13 protein-coding genes and 3 tRNA genes are annotated in these 18,171 nt (G+C 73.0%); 7 read left to right on the forward strand and 9 right to left on the reverse strand.

Annotation, left to right across the window (positions count from 1 at the left end):
- Nucleotides 1-201: 201 nt before the first annotated feature.
- From J5X07_RS09475 to J5X07_RS09495, 5 genes are all read right to left on the reverse strand, one after another.
- Complete coding sequence (locus J5X07_RS09475; RefSeq protein WP_208479637.1) at nt 202-1,215, reverse strand: ion transporter; 1,014 nt, start codon at nt 1,213-1,215, stop codon at nt 202-204.
- Nucleotides 1,216-1,408: 193 nt separating this feature from the next.
- Nucleotides 1,409-3,145: an ABC transporter ATP-binding protein gene (locus J5X07_RS09480; RefSeq protein ID WP_124932804.1), complete on the reverse strand. Its 1,737-nt coding sequence runs from the start codon at nt 3,143-3,145 to the stop codon at nt 1,409-1,411.
- Nucleotides 3,145-5,070 (reverse strand): ABC transporter transmembrane domain-containing protein, encoded by a 1,926-nt coding sequence (locus J5X07_RS09485; RefSeq protein ID WP_208479639.1) that lies wholly within the window; start codon nt 5,068-5,070, stop codon nt 3,145-3,147. Before J5X07_RS09485 ends, J5X07_RS09480 begins: the two co-directional genes overlap by 1 nt.
- 63 nt (nt 5,071-5,133) lie before the next feature.
- Nucleotides 5,134-7,698 carry an ABC transporter permease gene (locus tag J5X07_RS09490; protein WP_208479640.1) on the reverse strand — a complete coding sequence of 855 codons (2,565 nt, stop codon included), beginning with the start codon at nt 7,696-7,698 and terminating at the stop codon, nt 5,134-5,136.
- Nucleotides 7,698-8,528 carry an ABC transporter ATP-binding protein gene (locus J5X07_RS09495; protein WP_208479642.1) on the reverse strand — a complete coding sequence of 277 codons (831 nt, stop codon included), beginning with the start codon at nt 8,526-8,528 and terminating at the stop codon, nt 7,698-7,700. The genes J5X07_RS09490 and J5X07_RS09495 overlap by 1 nt, the downstream gene beginning before the upstream one ends.
- A gap of 418 nt (nt 8,529-8,946) precedes the next feature.
- Here J5X07_RS09495 and J5X07_RS09500 point away from each other — a divergent pair, with 418 nt between their 5' ends.
- Nucleotides 8,947-10,926, forward strand: coding sequence for a variant leucine-rich repeat-containing protein (locus J5X07_RS09500; RefSeq protein WP_208479644.1), 1,980 nt, complete (start codon nt 8,947-8,949; stop codon nt 10,924-10,926).
- 41 nt (nt 10,927-10,967) lie between these two features.
- Here the strand turns inward: J5X07_RS09500 and J5X07_RS09505 are convergent, their stop codons facing one another.
- On the reverse strand, nt 10,968-12,302 hold the full coding sequence (locus J5X07_RS09505; protein WP_208479646.1) for a glycoside hydrolase family 3 protein: 1,335 nt from the start codon (nt 12,300-12,302) through the stop codon (nt 10,968-10,970).
- A gap of 106 nt (nt 12,303-12,408) precedes the next feature.
- The gene (locus tag J5X07_RS09510; protein ID WP_243896677.1) at nt 12,409-12,825 is read right to left on the reverse strand and encodes a metallopeptidase family protein; all 417 of its coding nucleotides are present in this window, start codon (nt 12,823-12,825) and stop codon (nt 12,409-12,411) included.
- A 222-nt stretch (nt 12,826-13,047) separates the two neighbouring features.
- Here J5X07_RS09510 and J5X07_RS09515 point away from each other — a divergent pair.
- From J5X07_RS09515 to J5X07_RS09525, 3 genes are all read left to right on the forward strand, one after another.
- Nucleotides 13,048-13,120: transfer RNA gene (locus J5X07_RS09515), tRNA-Glu, on the forward strand.
- 28 nt (nt 13,121-13,148) lie between these two features.
- Nucleotides 13,149-13,222, forward strand: a tRNA-Asp gene (locus J5X07_RS09520).
- Nucleotides 13,223-13,270: 48 nt separating this feature from the next.
- Nucleotides 13,271-13,343: transfer RNA gene (locus tag J5X07_RS09525), tRNA-Phe, on the forward strand.
- Nucleotides 13,344-13,457: 114 nt separating this feature from the next.
- Here J5X07_RS09525 and J5X07_RS09530 read toward each other — a convergent pair.
- Together J5X07_RS09530 and J5X07_RS09535 are read right to left on the reverse strand one after the other, a co-directional pair.
- Nucleotides 13,458-14,561, reverse strand: coding sequence for a permease prefix domain 1-containing protein (locus J5X07_RS09530; protein WP_208479647.1), 1,104 nt, complete (start codon nt 14,559-14,561; stop codon nt 13,458-13,460).
- Entirely contained in the window at nt 14,561-14,890 is a 330-nt protein-coding gene (locus tag J5X07_RS09535) for a PadR family transcriptional regulator (RefSeq protein WP_124932797.1), read from the reverse strand. The genes J5X07_RS09530 and J5X07_RS09535 overlap by 1 nt, the downstream gene beginning before the upstream one ends.
- Before the next feature lie 159 nt (nt 14,891-15,049).
- Between J5X07_RS09535 and J5X07_RS09540 the strand changes: the two genes are divergently transcribed.
- The 3 genes from J5X07_RS09540 (at nt 15,050) to J5X07_RS09550 (ending at nt 18,032) form a co-directional block, all read left to right on the forward strand.
- Nucleotides 15,050-16,477 (forward strand): mechanosensitive ion channel family protein, encoded by a 1,428-nt coding sequence (locus tag J5X07_RS09540; protein WP_208479648.1) that lies wholly within the window; start codon nt 15,050-15,052, stop codon nt 16,475-16,477.
- Nucleotides 16,478-16,625: 148 nt separating this feature from the next.
- A complete protein-coding gene (msrB, locus tag J5X07_RS09545) occupies nt 16,626-17,069 on the forward strand; it encodes a peptide-methionine (R)-S-oxide reductase MsrB (RefSeq protein ID WP_124932795.1) in 444 nt (147 codons plus the stop codon).
- Between the two features lie 12 nt (nt 17,070-17,081).
- The gene (locus tag J5X07_RS09550; RefSeq protein ID WP_208479649.1) at nt 17,082-18,032 is read left to right on the forward strand and encodes an endonuclease/exonuclease/phosphatase family protein; all 951 of its coding nucleotides are present in this window, start codon (nt 17,082-17,084) and stop codon (nt 18,030-18,032) included.
- Nucleotides 18,033-18,171: the final 139 nt, after the last annotated feature.

Genomic DNA, 18,171 nt, shown 5'->3' on the forward strand with positions numbered 1-18,171 from the left:
AGGAACGACCTTCGCGGCTATGGACGGTGTCGGTGGATGGAGCCACCGGGGTAAGAATCTCATAGCCCGGGCCGCGACGGAACAGCGCCTGCCCCCGGGTCCCGCTCGGCGGCGTTCGCCGGCCCCTATGCGCCTGCCGGGCTCGGCGGCGGGCACGGGGGCGATCGCGGTGGCCGCGGAGCCCTCGGAGCGCCCTGCGGCTCAGCGCTGCGGGGCGCCGTCGTCGTGCTGTGCGCGAAGGGCCGCGACCTCCGCTCGCAGGGCCCGCATCTCCGCCAGCAGCTCGGTGAGGCCCTCCCCGGTCCCGGGGCTGGTGGGGGCCAGCCTGGCCGGCGCCCGCCCCTCGTCCCCGGCCAGGGCCTCGGGGTTGGTCTTGAGGATCTCCTCCCGGGCCGGGTGCGAGGCGCCGGCCCCGCTCACCGGCGTGTCGGGGCCCTCGCCCGGCCGGCTCTGCGCCGGCGCTGTGCCGGCGGCCTCGTCCTGCTGCGGGTCGGTGGTCTCCTCCTGCCCGGCGGCGTCCATCTGCCCCATGGTGTCCACGATGACCGCGACGAACAGGTTGAGCATGGTGAAGGCCGAGACCAGGATGAAGGGCACGAAGAAGGCCCAGGCCCAGGGGGAGTGCTCCATGACCGGGCGCACGATCCCCATGGACCAGCTCTCCAGGGTCATGATCTGGAACAGCGTGTAGAGGGACTTGCCCAGGCTGCCGAACCAGTCGGGGAAGGCCTGGCCGAACATGGCGGTGGACATGACCGCGGCCACGTAGAAGATCATGAGCATGAGCACGGCGATGGCGCTGATCCCCGGCAGGGAGAGCATGAGCGCCTCCACCACGCGGCGCAGGCTCGGCAGGAACTTGATGACCCGCAGCAGTCGCAGGATGCGCAGGGTGCGCAGCACCGACAGGGGCCCGGCCCCGGGCACCAGCGCCACGGCCACCACCAGGAAGTCGAAGACGTTCCAGCCGCTGGAGAAGAAGCGGCGCGGCCCCATGGCGGGGATCTTGATGGCGATCTCGCCCACGAAGACCGCCAGGGCGATGTGGTCGAGCAGGTGCAGGATCCTGGCCATCGGGGAGGCGCCGTGAACGGCGGTCTCCAGGCCGATGGTTATGGAGTTGATGACGATGACCGCCATGATGACGTTCTGCACCGCGGGGGAGTGGATCCAGCTGTCCAGCTGGGCGCGCCGCAGGGCGACCTTCGTGCTCAACCGATGACCTCCGTGCAGGGGCGGGATATGGGGCGGCAGGGGTGCCGCCGAGGATTGTAGGGGATGGCCCGCCCTTGCGGCATGGGGAGATCTCCCCTCCCCACGCCCTCCCAATTTTCGACAATTTGCATGAGATCGTGCTTTTCCAGGCCCGGAGAAAGCCGATGTCATGCAAATTGTCGAAAGGAGGGGGCTATTCGCGGCTCCAGGCCTCCCACAGGCTCGCATACTCCCCGCCCAGGGCCACCAGCTCCTCATGGGTGCCCAGCTCGATGATGCGCCCGTCCATGACCACCGCCACCCGGTCGGCGTCCTGAGCGGTGTAGAGGCGGTGGGCCACCTCCACCACCGTGCGGCCGGCCAGGACCGTGGACAGGGTCTGCTCCAGGGTGCGGGCGGCACGCGGATCGAGAAGGGAGGTCGCCTCATCCAGGATGAGGGTGTGCGGATCGAGCAGCACCAGGCGGGCCAGCGCCACCTCCTGGGCCTGAGCGGGGCTCAGCCCCAGGTGCCCCGAGCCCACCATCGTGTCCATGCCCGAGGCCAGCCCATCGACCCAGGTATCCGCCCCGATCGCCTCCAGCGCCTGACGGATCATCGCATCGTCGGCATCGGGGCGCCCCAGGCGCACGTTGTCGGCGATCGACCCCACGAAGACGTGATGCTCCTGGGTCACCAGGGCCACATGCCGCCGCAGCTCCTCCTCGCTCAGATCCGTCAGCCTCACCCCGCCCACGGTCACGCTGCCCGAGGTCGGCGGGTTGATGCCCGCCAGCATCCGCCCCAGGGTGGACTTGCCCGAGCCCGAGGGGCCCACCACCGCCAGCCTCTCGCCGGGCACCAGCTCCAGGTCGACGCCGTGAAGGACCTCCACGCCCTCGCGGTAGGCGAAGCGCACATCGCGCAGCACCATCCGGGTGCCCCGGGGCGCCTCCCCGGTGGGGCGGCGGTCGGCCCCGACCTCCTCCACCCCCAGGATGCGCGAGAGGGAGGCCTGGCCCACCTGCACCTGGTCGATCCAGAACATCAGCTGCCCCACCGGCTTGCGCAGCTCCATGGCATACAGGGCCACCGTCGTGATCGCCCCCAGCGTGGCGTGACCGCGGGAGGCCAGGAACCCGCCCCACAGCAGGACCAGCACCACCGGGGCCCGCCAGGCCACGTCGAGCACCAGGAACAGGCCCACCCGCAGCACGGCGGTGTAGCGCTCCAAGGACCACGCCTCCTTGAGGGCGGCCCCGATCGCGGCCTCGCGGAGGCTGCCGATCCCCAGGGCGTCCACCGTCTCGGCATGCTCCACCGTCTCGGAGACCACGCCGTTGAGACGGGCGTAGGCCGCCGACTGCGCCCGGTAGGCGGGCACCGAGCGCGGCAGGTACCAGCTCATCATCCCCCACACCGGCGGGACGATGAGCAGCAGGGCCAGGGCCAGCAGCGGATCGGACAGGACGGCGGCGACCACCGTGAAGATGATCGTCACCACGCACACGAGGATCTGGGGGATCCCCACCCGCACGAGGAAGTCGATGCGCGAGACGTCGTTGGTGGTGCGGCCCACCAGGTCGCCGGTGCCCGCGGACTCCACCGCCGAGAGCGGCAGGTGCACCACGCGCCCCATCATGCGCTCGCGCAGGTCGGCGAAGACCGCCTCGCCCAGGGAGCGGGCGTGCATCTGGGCGTAGCGGTTGATCACCGCGCCCACGATCGTGACCACGATGATGACCAGGACCACCGTGTCGACATACCCGATCGTGGCCCGCCCCTGAGACACCCGGCCCACCAGGCGCCCCAGCAGCTGGGGGGCCACCAGGGTGGCCAGGACCGCTGCGATCTGCAGGGCCAGGACGACCGCGAAGCGCCCCCGGTAGGAGGCCATGATCCCGAGGGTCTTGCGCAGGGCGACCCGGCCGGGGGCGAGCGGCAGCGCCATCAGGAGCCGGCCTCCTCTCCAGCGGCCCGCGCCACCACGGCGCGGTAGGCGATCGCCTCGGGCAGGCCCAGGTGGGCCTTGGCCAGCAGGTCGCGGTGGGTGGAGCGCACGCGCTGGGCGCCGTCGTCGCCCAGAAGGATCACCTCGTCGCAGACCTCCAGCACCAGCGGGGAGGAGGAGACCACCACCGTGGTGCGACCGGCGCGCGCCCGGGCCAGGCGCCTGGCCACGCGCGACTCGGTGTGGGAGTCCAGGGCTGAGGTCGGCTCGATGAGCACCAGGGCGGGGGCCTCGGTCAGCAGGGCCCGGGCCAGCGCCACGCGCTGGCGCTGGCCGCCGGACAGGGACCGGCCCTTCTCCGTGATCATCCCCGCCAGCCCCTCGTCCAGGGAGGTGAGCACGTCGCCGGCGTCAGCGATCTCCAACGCCTCCAGGAGCCTGTCGTCCCCGGGGGCGTGGCGCTGGTGGGAGCGGACCTGCTGGTCGACGTCGGCCACTGCGGCGCGCTCGGCCTCGGCGCGGATGAGCGCCCCCAGATCCGCGGGCACCGGGGCGCCGGCGCCGCGCACATCCAGGGCCTCGCGCAGGGTCCCGGTGAACAGCTGCGCCGTGGCCCCGGACACGACGATGCTGGCGCGCACCTTCTCCAGCGGCATGTTGGCCAGGGGCCGCCCGGCCAGGGCGACCGTGGGCCCGGCGTCCGAGAAGCGGCCCAGGCGGGTGGCCGCATCCGCCGCCACCTGCGGGTCCTGCGCCACCAGGGCGGTCATGCGCCCCTCGATCAGGCGCAGGCCGGTGGAGGTGTCCACCAGGTCGCCGCGGGTGGGGAAGGCGCGGGCGGGGTCCAGGTCCAGGCGCTCGCGGACCGAGCCCGCGGCAGGAGTCACCCTCAGGAGCCTGGCGAGCCGCCGGGCCCCGACGACGGCCCGCGTGTAGTCCTGCACGGAGTTGGAGAAGACCCACAGCGGCCAGGACAGGTAGGCGGTGTAGCCGTAGAAGGTCACCAGCGCCCCGGGGGTGATCCCCCCGCTCAGCGCGATCCGGGCGGCGGCCCACACCACTGCGGCCACGAACAGCCCGGGCAGGAGGACCTGGAGGCTCATGAGGATGGACTGGGTGCCGGCCACCTCCACCCCGCGGCGCCTGAGCTCCTGGGAGGCCTGCATGTAGCGGCGGGCGAAGACGTCCTCGCCGCCGATGCCCCGCAGGATGCGCAGCCCGGCCACGGTGTCGGTGGTGATGGTGGTCACCTCGGCCTGGGCCTCGCGCTGATGGGCCTGACGGCGCTGCAGGGGCTTGATGACCAGGGTGACGATCCAGGCCACCAGGGGCATGCCGATGATGACGATGGTTCCCAGCTGCACGGAGGTGCGCAGCATGAGGACCGCGACGACCGCGAAGGAGACGGCGGCCCCCAGGAGCTGGGGGAGGCGCTCGATGAAGTTGCCCAGGTACTGGGCGTCGGAGGCGATGATGGAGGCGATCTCGCCAGTGGAGGCCTGGCGGCCCAGGTCTGCCCCGGTGATGGAGACCTGGCGCCCCACCAGCCGGCTGACGTCGAAGGTGGTGCGCATCCAGGCCACGACGCCGAAGTAGGACAGCATGGTGTCGCCCACGGCGTAGAGGAGGAACAGCACCATGAGTGTGAGGCAGATCCGCCAGATCCCGGCGTTGAGGCCGTTCTCGATACCGGCGTCCAGGGCGGCGCCCAGGAAGGCGGGGACCACTGCCTGGATGACGTTGGCGACGCAGGCGGCCGCGGTCGCGATGAGCACCGGCACAGCGGCCCGGCGCAGCAGCCACACCAGGAGCGCCCCGCTGCCGGTCAGGGGAGGCTGCGGCAGGGGCGCGTGCGGGGCGGCCGTCAGGGCGCTGTGCGCGGAGGGCAGGACCCGCGCGAGCGGGGAGGGCGCAGAGGAGGGCATAGTGCTCCTCAGGCTAGTGCAGGTTCCGCTGCTTCTCCTGCTGCGCGGGGTCCGGCCGGGCGGTCACTCGGTGGCGATGGCCTCCAGGACGGGCAGGCGCGAGGCGCGCAGGGCGGGCCACAGGGCGGCGATGAGGCCGACGATCACGGAGATGACGAGCATCGCCACCAACTGGCCCCAGGGGATGGTCAGGGAGGTCAGGCCGTCATCCTCCAGGACCTTGCGCAGGGCGGCGGCCAGGATGATGCCGGTGGCCCCTCCCAGGACGGTGCCGTACAGGGCGGTGAGGACCGACTCGACCATGATCTCGCCGGCCAGCTGGGACTTCCCCAGTCCCACGGCGCGCATGAGGCCGATCTCCCGGGTGCGCTCGGCCACCGAGAGCACCAGGGTGTTGACGATGCCCAGGATGGCGATGGCGATGGACAGGCCCAGCAGGGCGTAGAGGATGCCCAGGGTCTGGTTGACGCTCTGGCCGATCTGGTCGGAGACCTGCTGGTGGTCCATGACCTGGTAGACGTAGGTGGGGGCCACGATGTCCTGGATCCGGTCGCGCACCGCCTCCAGGTCCGCTCCCGGCTCCAGGGTGACGAACAGGCCCATCGGGGAGTCCAGGACCTCATCGCTCCGGGTGGGGGTGGCGCCGCTCAGGGATCCCACCGCGGCGGCGGTGTCGGGTGAGACGTAGAGGTGGGACTGGACGCCGCGGGGGTCGGCGATGCCGGCCACGGTGGCCTGCACGGTGCCGTTGGAGCCGGTGAGGGTCACGGTCTCGCCCAGGGCCAGCTCGGAGCCCTCGAAGGCGATGACATGGGTCTGGTCCAGGTCGGACAGGGATCCCGAGGACATCCTGGGGTCGAAGGACCGGCTGTAGGCGGTGGGATCGACGACGGCCAGGCCGGCCACGGCCTGGGTGCCGTCGGGCCGGGTCATGGCGGCGCTGTGGGCCGTGAACCCCGTGGTGGAGGCCACCTGGTCCAGCTCGTTGATCTGCTGGACCATCTGCGGGCTCAGGGAGGCCTGGGCCGCGCCGGAGGCCGGCTGGATGAGCAGGTCGGCCCTCATGGAGGTGTTGACCTCATCGGAGACCGAGGAGTTGACCGAGGCGGCGATGGTGGCCCCGGCGCACACCAGGGCCATGCCCACCATGAGGGCCCCTGAGGTGTTGGCGGTGCGCCGCGGGTTGTGCACGATGTTGCGCACCGCCAGGCGCCCGGCGGGCCGCAGCAGCCGGAAGGGCAGGCCGATGACCCCCACCACGGGGCGGGCCAGCACGGGCGAGACCACCAGCAGGCCCAGCAGGATGCCGGCGGCCCCCAGCCCCAGGACGAGCCGGCGCTGGTCCAGCTCCTCCCCGGCCCAGGCGGCGGCCACGGCCGCCGCGCCCCCGGCCAGGACCAGGGCGCCGATGACGGTGCGCACCACCAGGGGCTTCTCCCGCGCCCCGCTGACCCCGCGCATGGCCTCCACCGGATGGGTGGTCGCGGCCTCGCGCGCCGGCATGAGCGCGCCCACCACGGTGACCAGGATCCCCACGACCATGGACACGGCGATGATGGCGGGGGTCATGGGCACCCCGTCGGTCAGGGGCATGCCCATCGCATCGAGCAGGGCCACCAGCCCCTTGAGCAGGCCGGCGCCGACCACCACGCCCAGCGCCGAGCCGACGATGCCGATGACCAGGGCCTGGCAGAAGACCACGCCGAACACCGAGCCCGGCGAGGCCCCCACCGCCCGCAGCAGGGCGAACTCCCTGACCCGCTGGCGCACGCTCATGGCGAAGGAGTTCATGATGATGAAGGAGCCCACGAACATCGCCAGCACCACGAAGACCAGCAGGAAGGTCTGGACGAATCCCAGGATCCGCTCGATGAAGGCATTGGTCTCATCGATCATCTCGGCGCGGGTCCTGACCTCGACGCCGTCGGGCACCATCTGGGCCAGGGACTCCTTGACGGTGCCGGTCTCAGCGCCGTCGGCCACGCTGATGGACACCGAGGAGATCTTCCCGTCCGGTGCGGCCATGGGCACCAGCCAGTCGCCGTCCATGCCGATGATGCTGGCCCCGGCCATGGTGGTGCCGTAGGACAGCTCGCCGACGACGGTGACCTCCATGGGCCGGCCCTGGAGGACCACATGGGTGGTGTCCCCGATCTTGAGGCCCGAGCGCTCCAGGGCGCCGGACTCCAGGGCGATCTCCTCGGCGCCGGCCGGGCGCCGCCCCTCGACCCAGGTCAGCCCCGGCTCGCGCTCGAACAGGGGGATGAACAGGGTGGGCGCGCCCCCGGTGGTCACGGGGGCGCCGTCGGCGCCCACCAGGACCCCGGGCATGCTGGCCCCCGGGTTGGCGGTCTCCACGCCCTCGACGCCCTGCGCCTCCTGGGCCAGGGAGGCGTCGATGGGCTGGGACTGGACGTTGGAGGAGGTCGTGGGGTCGCCCACGGTCCGGCCGGTGAGGTAGAGGTCGGCGGTGAAGGTGGAGGCCGTCAGGGCGGAGAAGGTGTCGGACATGACCGCGCGCAGGGCCAGGGTCCCTGACAGGAAGGCCACTCCCAGCACGACGGCGAAGGTGGTCAGGACGAACTGCTTGACATGGGCGCGGATGGAGCGCCAGGTGACCCTGAGCATCACTCGGCCCCCGGCTCGCGCTGCTGGCCGGTGGCGCCCGGGGCGGCTGCGGGGCCCCCGCCCTCGCCCAGATCGCGCAGGGCGTCGAGGACCCGGTCGCGATCGGGGTCGGCCAGCTCGGCCACCACCTGCCCATCGCGCAGGAAGACCACCGTATCGGCCCACGCCGCGGCCTCGGGCTCGTGGGTGACCATGACCACCGACTGGCCCAGGGCGTCCACGCTCGAGCGCAGGATGGCCAGGACCTGCTCGGTGGAGCGCGAATCCAGGTTCCCCGTGGGCTCATCGGCGAAGACGACGGCGGGGGAGCCCACCAGTGCCCGGGCGCAGGCCACCCGCTGGACCTGGCCCCCCGAGAGCTCGGCGGGCCGATGGCTCAGGCGGTCGGTCAGCCCCACGGCCTCGATGACCTGGTCGAAGCGCTGCTTGTCCACCTTGGTGCGGGCGATGTCCAGGGGCAGCGTGATGTTCTCCGCGGCCGTCAGGGTCGGCACCAGGTTGAAGGACTGGAAGATGAAGCCGATCCGCTCCCGGCGCAGCCGCGTCAGGCGGCGCTGGCTCATGGCCGAGACCTCCAGGCCGTCGAGCACGATCTGCCCGCCGCTGACCGAGTCCAGGCCCGCCAGGCAGTGCATGAGGGTCGACTTGCCCGATCCCGAGGGCCCCATGATCGCGGTGAAGCGTGCCCGGGCGATATCGACGTCGACGGCGTCCAGGGCGGTCACCGCCCCCGATCCCCGGCCGTAGACCTTCGTCAGTCCCCGGGCCCGGACCACCGGATCCTCGACAGGCCGATGCGGGGAGAGCAGGGACACTGGCGCAGAACTCATGAGAAGCCTCCTGGAGGGCTGAGGTGGGTGGCGGGCGGGGTCCAGTCGCATGCCCCGCCCGTCCTGGTGGATCGTGATGGGCGGTGCGTGCCGGGAGGGTGATCAGAACGGGCGGTTGATGGATGCGGACAGCCGGTGGGCGGGGCCGCCGGGGGCCCGAGCCGTCGATGGTGCTGGTGTCCGTGGGATTCTCTCATGATAGTGGGGCGAGTCACTCCTCCTTGCGGACGGGATGCGGGGGTCCTCGCGAAGGAGGGCCGGGTGGTCCGGCGGGACGGGCGGGAGAGGCCGGCCCATGAGGCCCACATGGGCGTCACAGGGTGGTGGCTAGGATGGGATCGGGCCCGGTGGTTGCAGGAACGGGCCCGGTTATCCACTGTCATCCACTCCAAGTCCGGCGATCGAGGAAGGCTTTGTTATGGACCCCCTGCAACTGATCATCGAGGCCTCGCGGGCGGATCAGGTGCTCGCCGCGCAGACGGCCGACCCGGACCTGCAGACCGCTATTGCCCGCAACCGGCCGGATCTGCGGAGCGCGCTGATGACGAATCCGAGCATCCACGATGATCTGCTCCTCTGGCTGGAGGCTCAGGGGGCCGGGCCCGCGGAGGGGATGGCGCGGGAGGGGTCCGGCGGCGCTTCTGCTGATTCAGGGGCCGAGGCCCAGGATGCTCCGCCCGCGGGGGTGGGGGATGGCGGCGAGGAGGACGAGCGGCTCTCGGACGGCGGGGCCGACGACGCTGGGCCCGGCGTCGAGGGGGAGTCCGCGCAGGACGACGGAGCTGAGGATGCTGGAGGCCTTGCTGATGACGGTGGGCCTGGGGGCGCCGAGGAGCCCGACGCTCAGGGGGCGGTTGCCGAGGGCGGCGAGCAGCGGGCCGCCGATGATGACCTCGAGGGCGATACCGCTCAGGATGATGATGCCGGCGATGTCGCGGACTCGGTGGAGGACGGTGCGCCTGCGACTGCTGATGGCGCCGACGGCGAGGACCTGACTGGGACGGGCCGGCCCGAGGGCACTGGGCCCGACGGGGCTGAGCCTGGTGGGGGCGAGCCGGACGATGCCGGGCCTGATGGGGCCGGGCCTGGTGGGGGCGAGCCGGACGATGCCGGGTCCGATGGGGCCGGGCCCGATGGCGCCACGGCTGATGGGCCTGCGCAGGCGGACTCCCCTGAGACGATCGGCTTCCCCGCGCCCCCGCCGTCGGCGGAGGACATCGCCGCCTGGGCTGAGACCCCCAGTGCGGCCCCCGAGGCCTACGAGCCCTCCGCGCTGGCGGCCTCGGGGAGCGTCTACGCGCCCTCCTACCCGGTGCAGGCCCCGTACCGGGCCCAGGCCCAGGAGTCCCGGCGCTCCTCAACGACCAGGCTCCTGGTGGGCATCATCGTGCTGCTGCTGGTCATCATCGTCGGTGGCGGTGGAGCTCTCCTGGGCTCCCGCCTGTCCGGCGGGGGCTCGGAGGACGAGGCCGGCGGCCAGCGGGCCACCGGGGCCGAGGCCGATGAGGCGGCGGGCGCCGAGGCCGCCGGAGGGATCCCCTCGGCGACGAGCACGGGCCCCATCACCTCCTGCGGCACGGCCCCCGCCGTCCAGGTCATGTCCGTCACGGATGAGCAGGGCTCCCTCAGCGCCCGGGTCAAGGTGACCAGCCCCTGCGCGCAGGGCGATTTCCTCGACGGGGCGGCGGTTCGGATCAACCTGTACGGGCCCTCGAGCACCAGTGGCGGGGGCATGGCCGACGCCGTCGTCGCCTCCGGGGAGTTCGACTTCTCCCGCACTCCCCTCATCATCCCCACCGAGGGGGCGGCACTCGAACTGACCTACGGGTCGGGCCATTACTTCCGCACAGCGGCCGACCTCGCCCCCGCCGGCAGCAGCGCGCAGGGGGTGGAGGCGATGACGGGCAAGGTGCTCCTCAGCCGGGCCTCCGCCACCACCCTGGGCACCCAGGGCCTGGTCAGCCCCGGCGCGGTGAGCGCCGCCGAGACCAGCACCGACGCCTCCGGGGAGGAGGCCGCCGCCTCGGAGGCCCTGAGCTGGTACATCGAGCAGGGCCGCTCCGGCGTCCGCGGCTCCCTGGTGGGCAGATGGACCCCTCAGCTGTCCTCGAAGCGGCCGGGCCTGGTCGCCGAGGGGCGGACCTGGGATGCGCGCTCCGCGCTGGCGGAGTTCCTCGCCCTGCGCCAGGAGCACACCACCGCGGTGCTCGTCGACAGCGACGAGTGGCCGGTCTTCGAGCCGGGCCAGGGCTGGTGGGTGACGCTGGCCGGCATCCCCTACTCCAGCGCGGAGGAGGCCAACGCCTGGTGCGACGCCCAGGGCTACTCCGCCGAGCACTGCCTGGCCAAGAGGATGGACACCACCGGGCCGCCCGAGGGCACCACCAAGTCCCGCTGAGGCGGGCCGCCGGGCGGCCCGCGGTCAGCCGCCGGGCCCCTCTACCGGGAGCTCTTGAGCGCCAGGATGCGGCGCGCCGACTCATCGATGCGCGCGGCCAGGGAGGGGTCGGCCTGCGCCGCGGCCACCAGGGCCTGCGCCATGGGAGCGGCGGTGCTCGCATCGGCCGAGGCCAGCACCAGGTCGCAGCCCGCCCGGACGGCGCGCACCGCCCGCTCGCCCGGCTCCCACTGCTGGAGCTGGACGGCGGTGGAGGCGTCGTCGGTCATGATCACCCCGGTGAAGCCCATCTCGCCCCGCAGCATGTCGGTGACGACGACCGGTGAGAACACCGCGGGCGCCGAGGCGTCGATGAGCGTGTAGGTGGCCGAGGACATCATGATCACCTGGGCGCCGCCGCTGACGGCGCCGGCGAAGACCGAGACGGCGGCGTCCCCCGAGCGCGAGGTGGTCGTGTCGGTCACCCCCGCCGCGGTGTCGGTGTTCTCGGCCACCCGGCCCAGGCCGGGGAAGTGCTTGTAGACGGCGATGACCCCGGCCTCGCCCATGCCCTGGGCGAAGGCCGCGGCCTGGGCGCTGACGGCGGCGGCATCGCGGCCGTAGTGGCGCCCCCACCGCCCGATGGGCTCATTGGAGGCCGGATCCGCGACGTCGACCAGGTCGGCCACCGGCGCCAGGTTCATCGTCACCCCGCAGGCCGACAGCTCCTGCCCCCAGGCGCGGGCCGAGGCCAGCAGCTCATCGGTGGGCAGCGCCGCCTGCTCCTCGGCGGAGGGGATGGGGGAGAAGCCCGGGCCCGAGAGCACCTGGACCTGGCCGCCCTCCTGGTCCGTGGCCACCAGCAGCGGCGCCCTGCCGCCGGTGGCGGAGGGCGGGCCGGTCAGCGAGCCGATGAGGGCGCTGATGGCCCGGCTCCCGGCCTGGGTGCGCCCGGCGATGAAGACCCCGCCGACGTGGTGGTCGGTGATGGCCGCCGAGGCCAGGGGCGAGGGGGCGTCGGCCTCCACGCCCACCATGATGAGCTGGCCGGCCTTCTCCTCCAGGGTCCAGCCCTCCAGCGGGTCGGAGGAGGGGGCGGCGGTCGATGGGGCCATCGAGTCGGGGGCGCCGGGAGCTCCTGGGGCCGTTGTCTGGGGAGGCGGGCTCGCGGCGGGAGCCGGCCGGGAGGCCTGCGGGGAGCCGGAGCCCGATGAGGCCTCCTGGGCGCCGCAGCCGGCCAGGGCTGCAGCGCCCAGGAGCGCCGTCATGATGACGGGACGGCGCCGCGCATGCAGATCCCCGGGGGCTGCGGGGGCCCGGGAGGTCCTGGCTGCCGCAGGGCCCGTGGAGTCGGGGACGGCGGCGTCCGGCGTGCTCGGGTCGCGCTCCTCACTCATGGTCACGACCATAGGGCATCGGCGCGATGCGGCAGTGGTCCTGGGCGTTCCCGGGTGCTCTCAGGCGCTCCCGGGCGGCCCTGGACGGCGCCCGCGGCTCAGGGCGTCAGGCCCAGCCCAGCTCGTGGAGCCGCTCGTCGTCGATGCCGAAGTGGTGGGCGACCTCGTGGATGACGGTCACCATGATCTGCTCGACCAGCTCCTCGCGCGTGGCGCACCAGCGCTGGAGGGGGCCGCGGAAGATGAGGATCCGGTCGGGCAGGACCATGGACCAGCCCTCGTCGCGCTCGGTCAGGGGCGTGCCGTCGTAGAGCCCCAGGAGCGTGGGGCGGCCCTGCCCGTCATAGTCCTCGGGGTGGAGCATGTCGGGGTCCGGCTCGTCCTGGATGAGCACGACGACGTTGTCCATGGCATCGGCCAGCTCCGGTGGGATCTGGTCCAGGGCGTCGCCCACGGCCCGCTCGAAGTCCTCCTCGGACATGCCGGGGACGGGCACGGGGGGCTCGATGGGCGGGAGGGTCATGGTCACAGCCTGCCACGGCCCATGGGCCGAGGGCGGGGCGGCGGTCGCACGGGCGGGCCGCGGGCAGGTCGCCGGCGGCCCGCCGCCAGGGGCGGGGCCAAGGGCCCCGAGGCGGGGCGGCACGGTCTGTGCTAAGGCTCACGCGCCAGGGATTTGCGCCGGGGAAGATGCGGCCCTTAGTGTTCTACCCGGTTCGAGGCGCGACGACGCCAAGGCCCCAGGGCCCCCATCGTCTAGCGGCCTAGGACCCCGCCCTTTCACGGCGGTAGCACGGGTTCGAATCCCGTTGGGGGTACGGATTCGTGCAAGTGAATGCCAGTCATGGCCTCGTGGCGCAGTTGGTTAGCGCGCCGCCCTGTCACGGCGGAGGTCGCGGGTTCAAGTCCCGTCGAGGTCGCGGAGCGAGTCGGTCCGATCAGGAATGATCGGACCGAATCCATCCCGAGGCTCTGTAGCTCAGTTGGTAGAGCGTTCGACTGAAAATCGAAAGGTCACCGGATCGACGCCGGTCGGAGCCACTGCGGTAGGCCCGGATCCCACAAGGATCCGGGCCTTTCGCCTGTGCTGAGGCGAGTGCCGGATCACCGGCTCGCCCAGGCCGCCCCGGGCCGCCCTGGGCGAGCCGGTGCGGCTCAGCGGCGCTGGCGGGTGGGGCGGCCGCGCGCCCGCAGGGAGGAGCGCGCCCCGGCGAAGGCGCCGAAGGCCAGCCCGGCCACGGGCCACAGGATCCAGGAGCGGTCCCAGGCGTCCCACAGGAAGCTCCACAGCAGGTAGAGGATGACGCAGGCGGGCCAGAAGACGCTCGCCACGAGGCCGATGAGCGGGTCGTCCTCGTCCTCCTCCCAGCGCGCGCCCCCATCGCCGCCCTGCCCGCGCCCCTCTGCGGCCGGGCGCCCCTGGGTGGTCAGGGTGCTGTGGGTGGTGGAGGACCAGGAGGCCGGCAGGTAGATCTGCAGGCCGATCGCCACCAGGAACAGGGTCAGGGCCGTGGCCGGCCCGGTCCAGCCCTGATCGGCCCCGGGGCGGGAGGCGAGCATGCCGCTGGCGATCAGGGGCAGTGCCGCCATGATCCACAGGGCGACCGCGATGGACAGCTTCTTGGAGCGCTCCACCTCGTGGCCCTGGCGCTCGCGCGCCGCCCAGGCCGAGACCACGGGGTCCCGGGTGAAGCGCCCGGTGAGCAGGTGGCCGACCCCCGCGAAGGCCGCGCGGCGCCGCACGAGCATGACCACGCCCGCGGCCACCGTTGCCAGGGTGAGGGCCAGGCCGATGACGTTGGCCTCCGGCTCCCCCATGGCGATCCTGCCGTGCTCGGCCAGGTCCGTCAGGGCGATGAGCGCGGCGGGCGCGAGGACGAAGGCGGCCACCGCATGGCCCAGGGTCGAGGCGGTGTCCCGCCGCGCCTTGGCCAGGGCCCGGGCCTGGGGCAGGGTGACCACCGGGTAGTCGGGGTCGGCGGCGGGCGGGCCGGGCCGGGCGGCGCCGGCCGTGCTGCCGGTCCCGGCGTCGTCGGCCCGCAGCTCGGAGGCGATGCCCAGAACGGGTGCCAGCTCCTCCAGGTTGCCGAAATCGGTGATGACCCGGCCCACCGCCTCGTTGTGGGTGCGGCCGGAGGCCAGGGCGTCGTGGTAGGCGTCCTCCATCATGGCCCGCAGCTCGGCCCTGGCCTCCCTCAGGCGCTCCGTGGCGGGGTAGGGGGCGAACATGGCGTCGAGGAATGTGTCGATGGTGTCCATCAGTGATGCCCTTCGGTGAAGCGGTCGATGAGGTCCTTGGTGGCCGCCCATTCCAGGAGCTTGGCGCTCAGCTGCTCCTGGCCCCGGGGGGTGAGGCGGTAGTAGGTGCGGGGCTTGCCCGACTCCGAGACGTCCTGGAAGGAGGCGCTCAGCCCCGCGGCCTCCAGGCGCTTGAGCGCGGTGTAGAGCGTCGTCTGCTTGATGGTGTACTGGCCCGCGGATGTCTCCGTGATCGTCTTGGCCAGCTCGTAGGCGTAGGACGGCTGCCGGCTCAGCAGGGACAGGATGATGAGGTCGACGTATCCGCGAATGGCATCTGCGCTGATCATCGCTCTCCTGCCTGGGCTGTAGGGATAATGCCTCTAGCGTAGTACGGCAGCCGTAGTATGTCGAGTGCGGGCTCTCGCCGTTGACGGTGGGGCTCCTCATCGAGGGCGGTCCTCGCCCGCCTGCAGTGCGGGCACAGGCGCTCGGCCTACTGTGGGCCCATGCTCCGCGCCGCCACCGCCCCGCCCGACGGCTCCACCCCGCCCGTGGAAACCCCCACTCCCACTCCCACCCCCAGCCCCACGCCCGATGCCCCCGCCACCCCGGGGGAGGGCATGCCCTCGACGACGCCGACCCTGGACGTCACCGAGACCGTGGAGGTCATCCAGGAGACCACCGTCGACTTCCTGACCATCGCCTGGAAGGCGGGCCTGGGGGCGCTCATCGGCCTGGCCGTGGTCCTCGTGGTCCTGCGCCTGCTGAGCATCATGGGCGGGCGGCGCCTGCTCTACGCCGAGCTGGCCCGCTTCGGGCGCACCGCCGGGTACGCCGCCGGAGCGCTCACCGGCGCCTATGCCGGGGCGCAGGTGGCGGTCATGGGGCAGAGCCGGAGCTCGACCCACCAGATCGTCCTGCACGCGCTGCTCATCGCCGTCATCCTGGCGGCCACCTGGCTGGCCGCCAGCACCACCCGCGCGCTGGAGACCACGGTGGTCAAGACCATGCGCTCCTCCAGCGACGTCGGGCGCTCCAACCGCGTGACCACCCAGGCCCAGATCCTGCGCCGCGTGGTGGAGGTCATCGTCATCGTGCTCGGCCTGGTGGGGGCCATCATGACCTTCCCCAGCGCGCATGTGGCCATGGGGTCCCTCTTCGCCTCGGCCGGTCTGGTCTCGGTCATCGCCGGTCTGGCGGCGCGCTCGACCCTGAGCAATGTCTTCGCCGGGGTCCAGCTGGCCACCACCGACGCCATCCGGGTGGGGGACCTCGTGGTGGCCGCCTCCGAGCAGGGCACCATCGAGGAGATCACCCTGGCCTACGTCGTCCTGCGCACCTGGGATGAGCGGCGCGTGGTGCTGCCCTCCACGTACTTCACCGAGAACCCCTTCGAGAACTGGTCCCGCGGCGGCACCCAGGTGATCGGCCACCTGGATCTGGATCTGGACTGGCGCGCCCCCATCGCCGCCCTGAGGGCCGAGCTGGCCCGCATCGTGGCCGGCTCGACCGTCTGGGACGGGCGCCAGGCCGCCCTGGAGGTCGCCAACGCGGTGGGCGGTACCCTGTCGGTGAGGATCACCCTGTCCGGCAAGGACTCCGGCGATGTCGGCGCCTTGAAGGCCCAGGTGCGCGAGGGCCTCGTCGACTGGCTCCAGCGCGAGGCCCCCTACGCCCTGCCGCGCACCCGGGTGGAGGTCGAGCAGGTGGAGGTCGCCCGTGACCTCGCGCCCGAGCAGGTGGCCCGCATGGCCGAGGAGCTCGTGGCCCGCCAGCGCACTGAGAGCGGTGCCCGGGATGAGGGGGAGGAGCCCGAGGGCGCCGGGGCGCCGGGCCAGGAGCAGGTGCCCGCCCTGCCGGCGCATCTGCGCGCCGTGTCCAAGGGGCGCTCCCTGCTGCGCCGCGCCCGCAGGGGCGGCCTCGGCCCGCGTTGACCCCCACCCCTTCTTTTCGACAATTTGCATGAGATCGTACTTCTCCAGGCCCGGAAAACGCCGATCTCATGCAAATTGTCGAAAGTGGGGAGTTCCCGCTGCGTGAACGGGCTTCGCGCCGGCCCGGCAGCCGCGCCACCATAGCCCCATGACGATCGACCCAGCGGCCGCCGCCCGCACCGACGCCCAGTGGCGTGCCGCCCTGACCCCCCTGGAGTACCACGTCCTGCGCGAGGCGGGGACCGAGCGCCCCTTCACCGGAGAGCTCCTCGATGAGCACCGCGAGGGCATCTACCGGTGCCGGGGCTGCGGCTCCGAGCTCTTCCGCTCCACCACCAAGTTCGACTCCCACTGCGGCTGGCCCTCCTTCTACGATCCCAAGGACTCCGCCGCCGTGAGGCTGCTCTCGGACACCTCCCACGGCATGGTGCGCACCGAGGTGCGCTGCGCCACCTGCGACTCCCACCTGGGGCACGTCTTCGACGACGCCCCCTCCACCCCCACCGGCCAGCGCTACTGCATGAACTCCGTGAGCCTGACCTTCGACGCCGATGATCCGGCCGCAGGGGCCGCCGGCATCCGCGCCCAGTAGAGGGGGCCGACCATGCGCGTCCTGAGCCTCAACCTGCAGCACGGACTGCCCGGGGCGGGAGCCGGCGACGGCAGTGCCGCCACCGGATCCCTGGCCAAGGCGGACATCTCCTCGCCGGCCATCGCCCGCACCGTCATGGAGGCCCTGGCCGAGCAGATCGCCGAGCTGGCCCCCGACGTCGTCGCCCTCCAGGAGGTGGACCTGGGCCAGCCCCGCTCCGGGCGGCTGGATCAGGCCGCCTTCCTGGCCCGGGCGCTGGACATGTCCTTCCACCGCTTCGCCGCCTCCTACGCGGGTCCGGCGGTGGGCCTGCGGCGCCGGCCCCTGCGCGCGGAGCTGACCGCGGCCCGCCACGACCCGCTGGGGCTCATGCGCGCCACCGTCGGTGCCGGGCCCATCGGCTACGGCAACGCCCTGCTCTCGCGCCACCCCGTGGAGTCCTGGGGGAACCTGCGCCTGGGCCGGGGCCCCTCGTCGTGGGTGCGCCGCGGCAAGCACGCCTGGAACCCTCGCTCCTACAAGGTGTTCACCGCCTCCAACAGGGTGATGGTCACCGCCGTCATCACCCTGCCCGACGGAACCCGCCTCAGCGCCGCCTCCACCCACCTGGCCACGCGCGGCGACACCGCTGCCAAGCAGCTCGCTGCAGCCTGGCGCCGCCTGTCCGAGCTGCCGGGGCCCCACCTGCTCATCGGGGACTACAACCTGCGCGAGGAGCACCTGGCGCCGCTGGGCATCGGCCGACCGCTGGGCGCCGGCCCCACCTTCCCCGCCGCCGCGCCCGCCCACCGCATCGACCACCTGCTGACCGACCCCTGGCCCGTCGACGCCGCGGGCCGGCCCCTCGGCCCCGCCGAGGCCGCCGCCTCGGGCCCCCTCCTCCAGGCCACGGACTGGGGCACGCGGCCCTTCGTCGTCTCCGATCATGTCGGGACCTGGGTGGACCTGGAGCCCATCGGATGAGGGCCGGCCGGGGGCCGGCACCGCCCGCGCGCCCCGGCGCAGCACTGCGGCACCAGCCCCACGGCCGTCCCAGGGCCCAGCGCGGGTCAGCGGGCTGCGACGGCCGTCCCAGGGCCCTCCCCGGGCCCCGCGGGGCCGG

This window comes from Actinomyces bowdenii, from assembly GCF_017592395.1.
In the GTDB taxonomy this organism is placed as follows: Bacteria; Actinomycetota; Actinomycetes; order Actinomycetales; family Actinomycetaceae; genus Actinomyces; species Actinomyces bowdenii.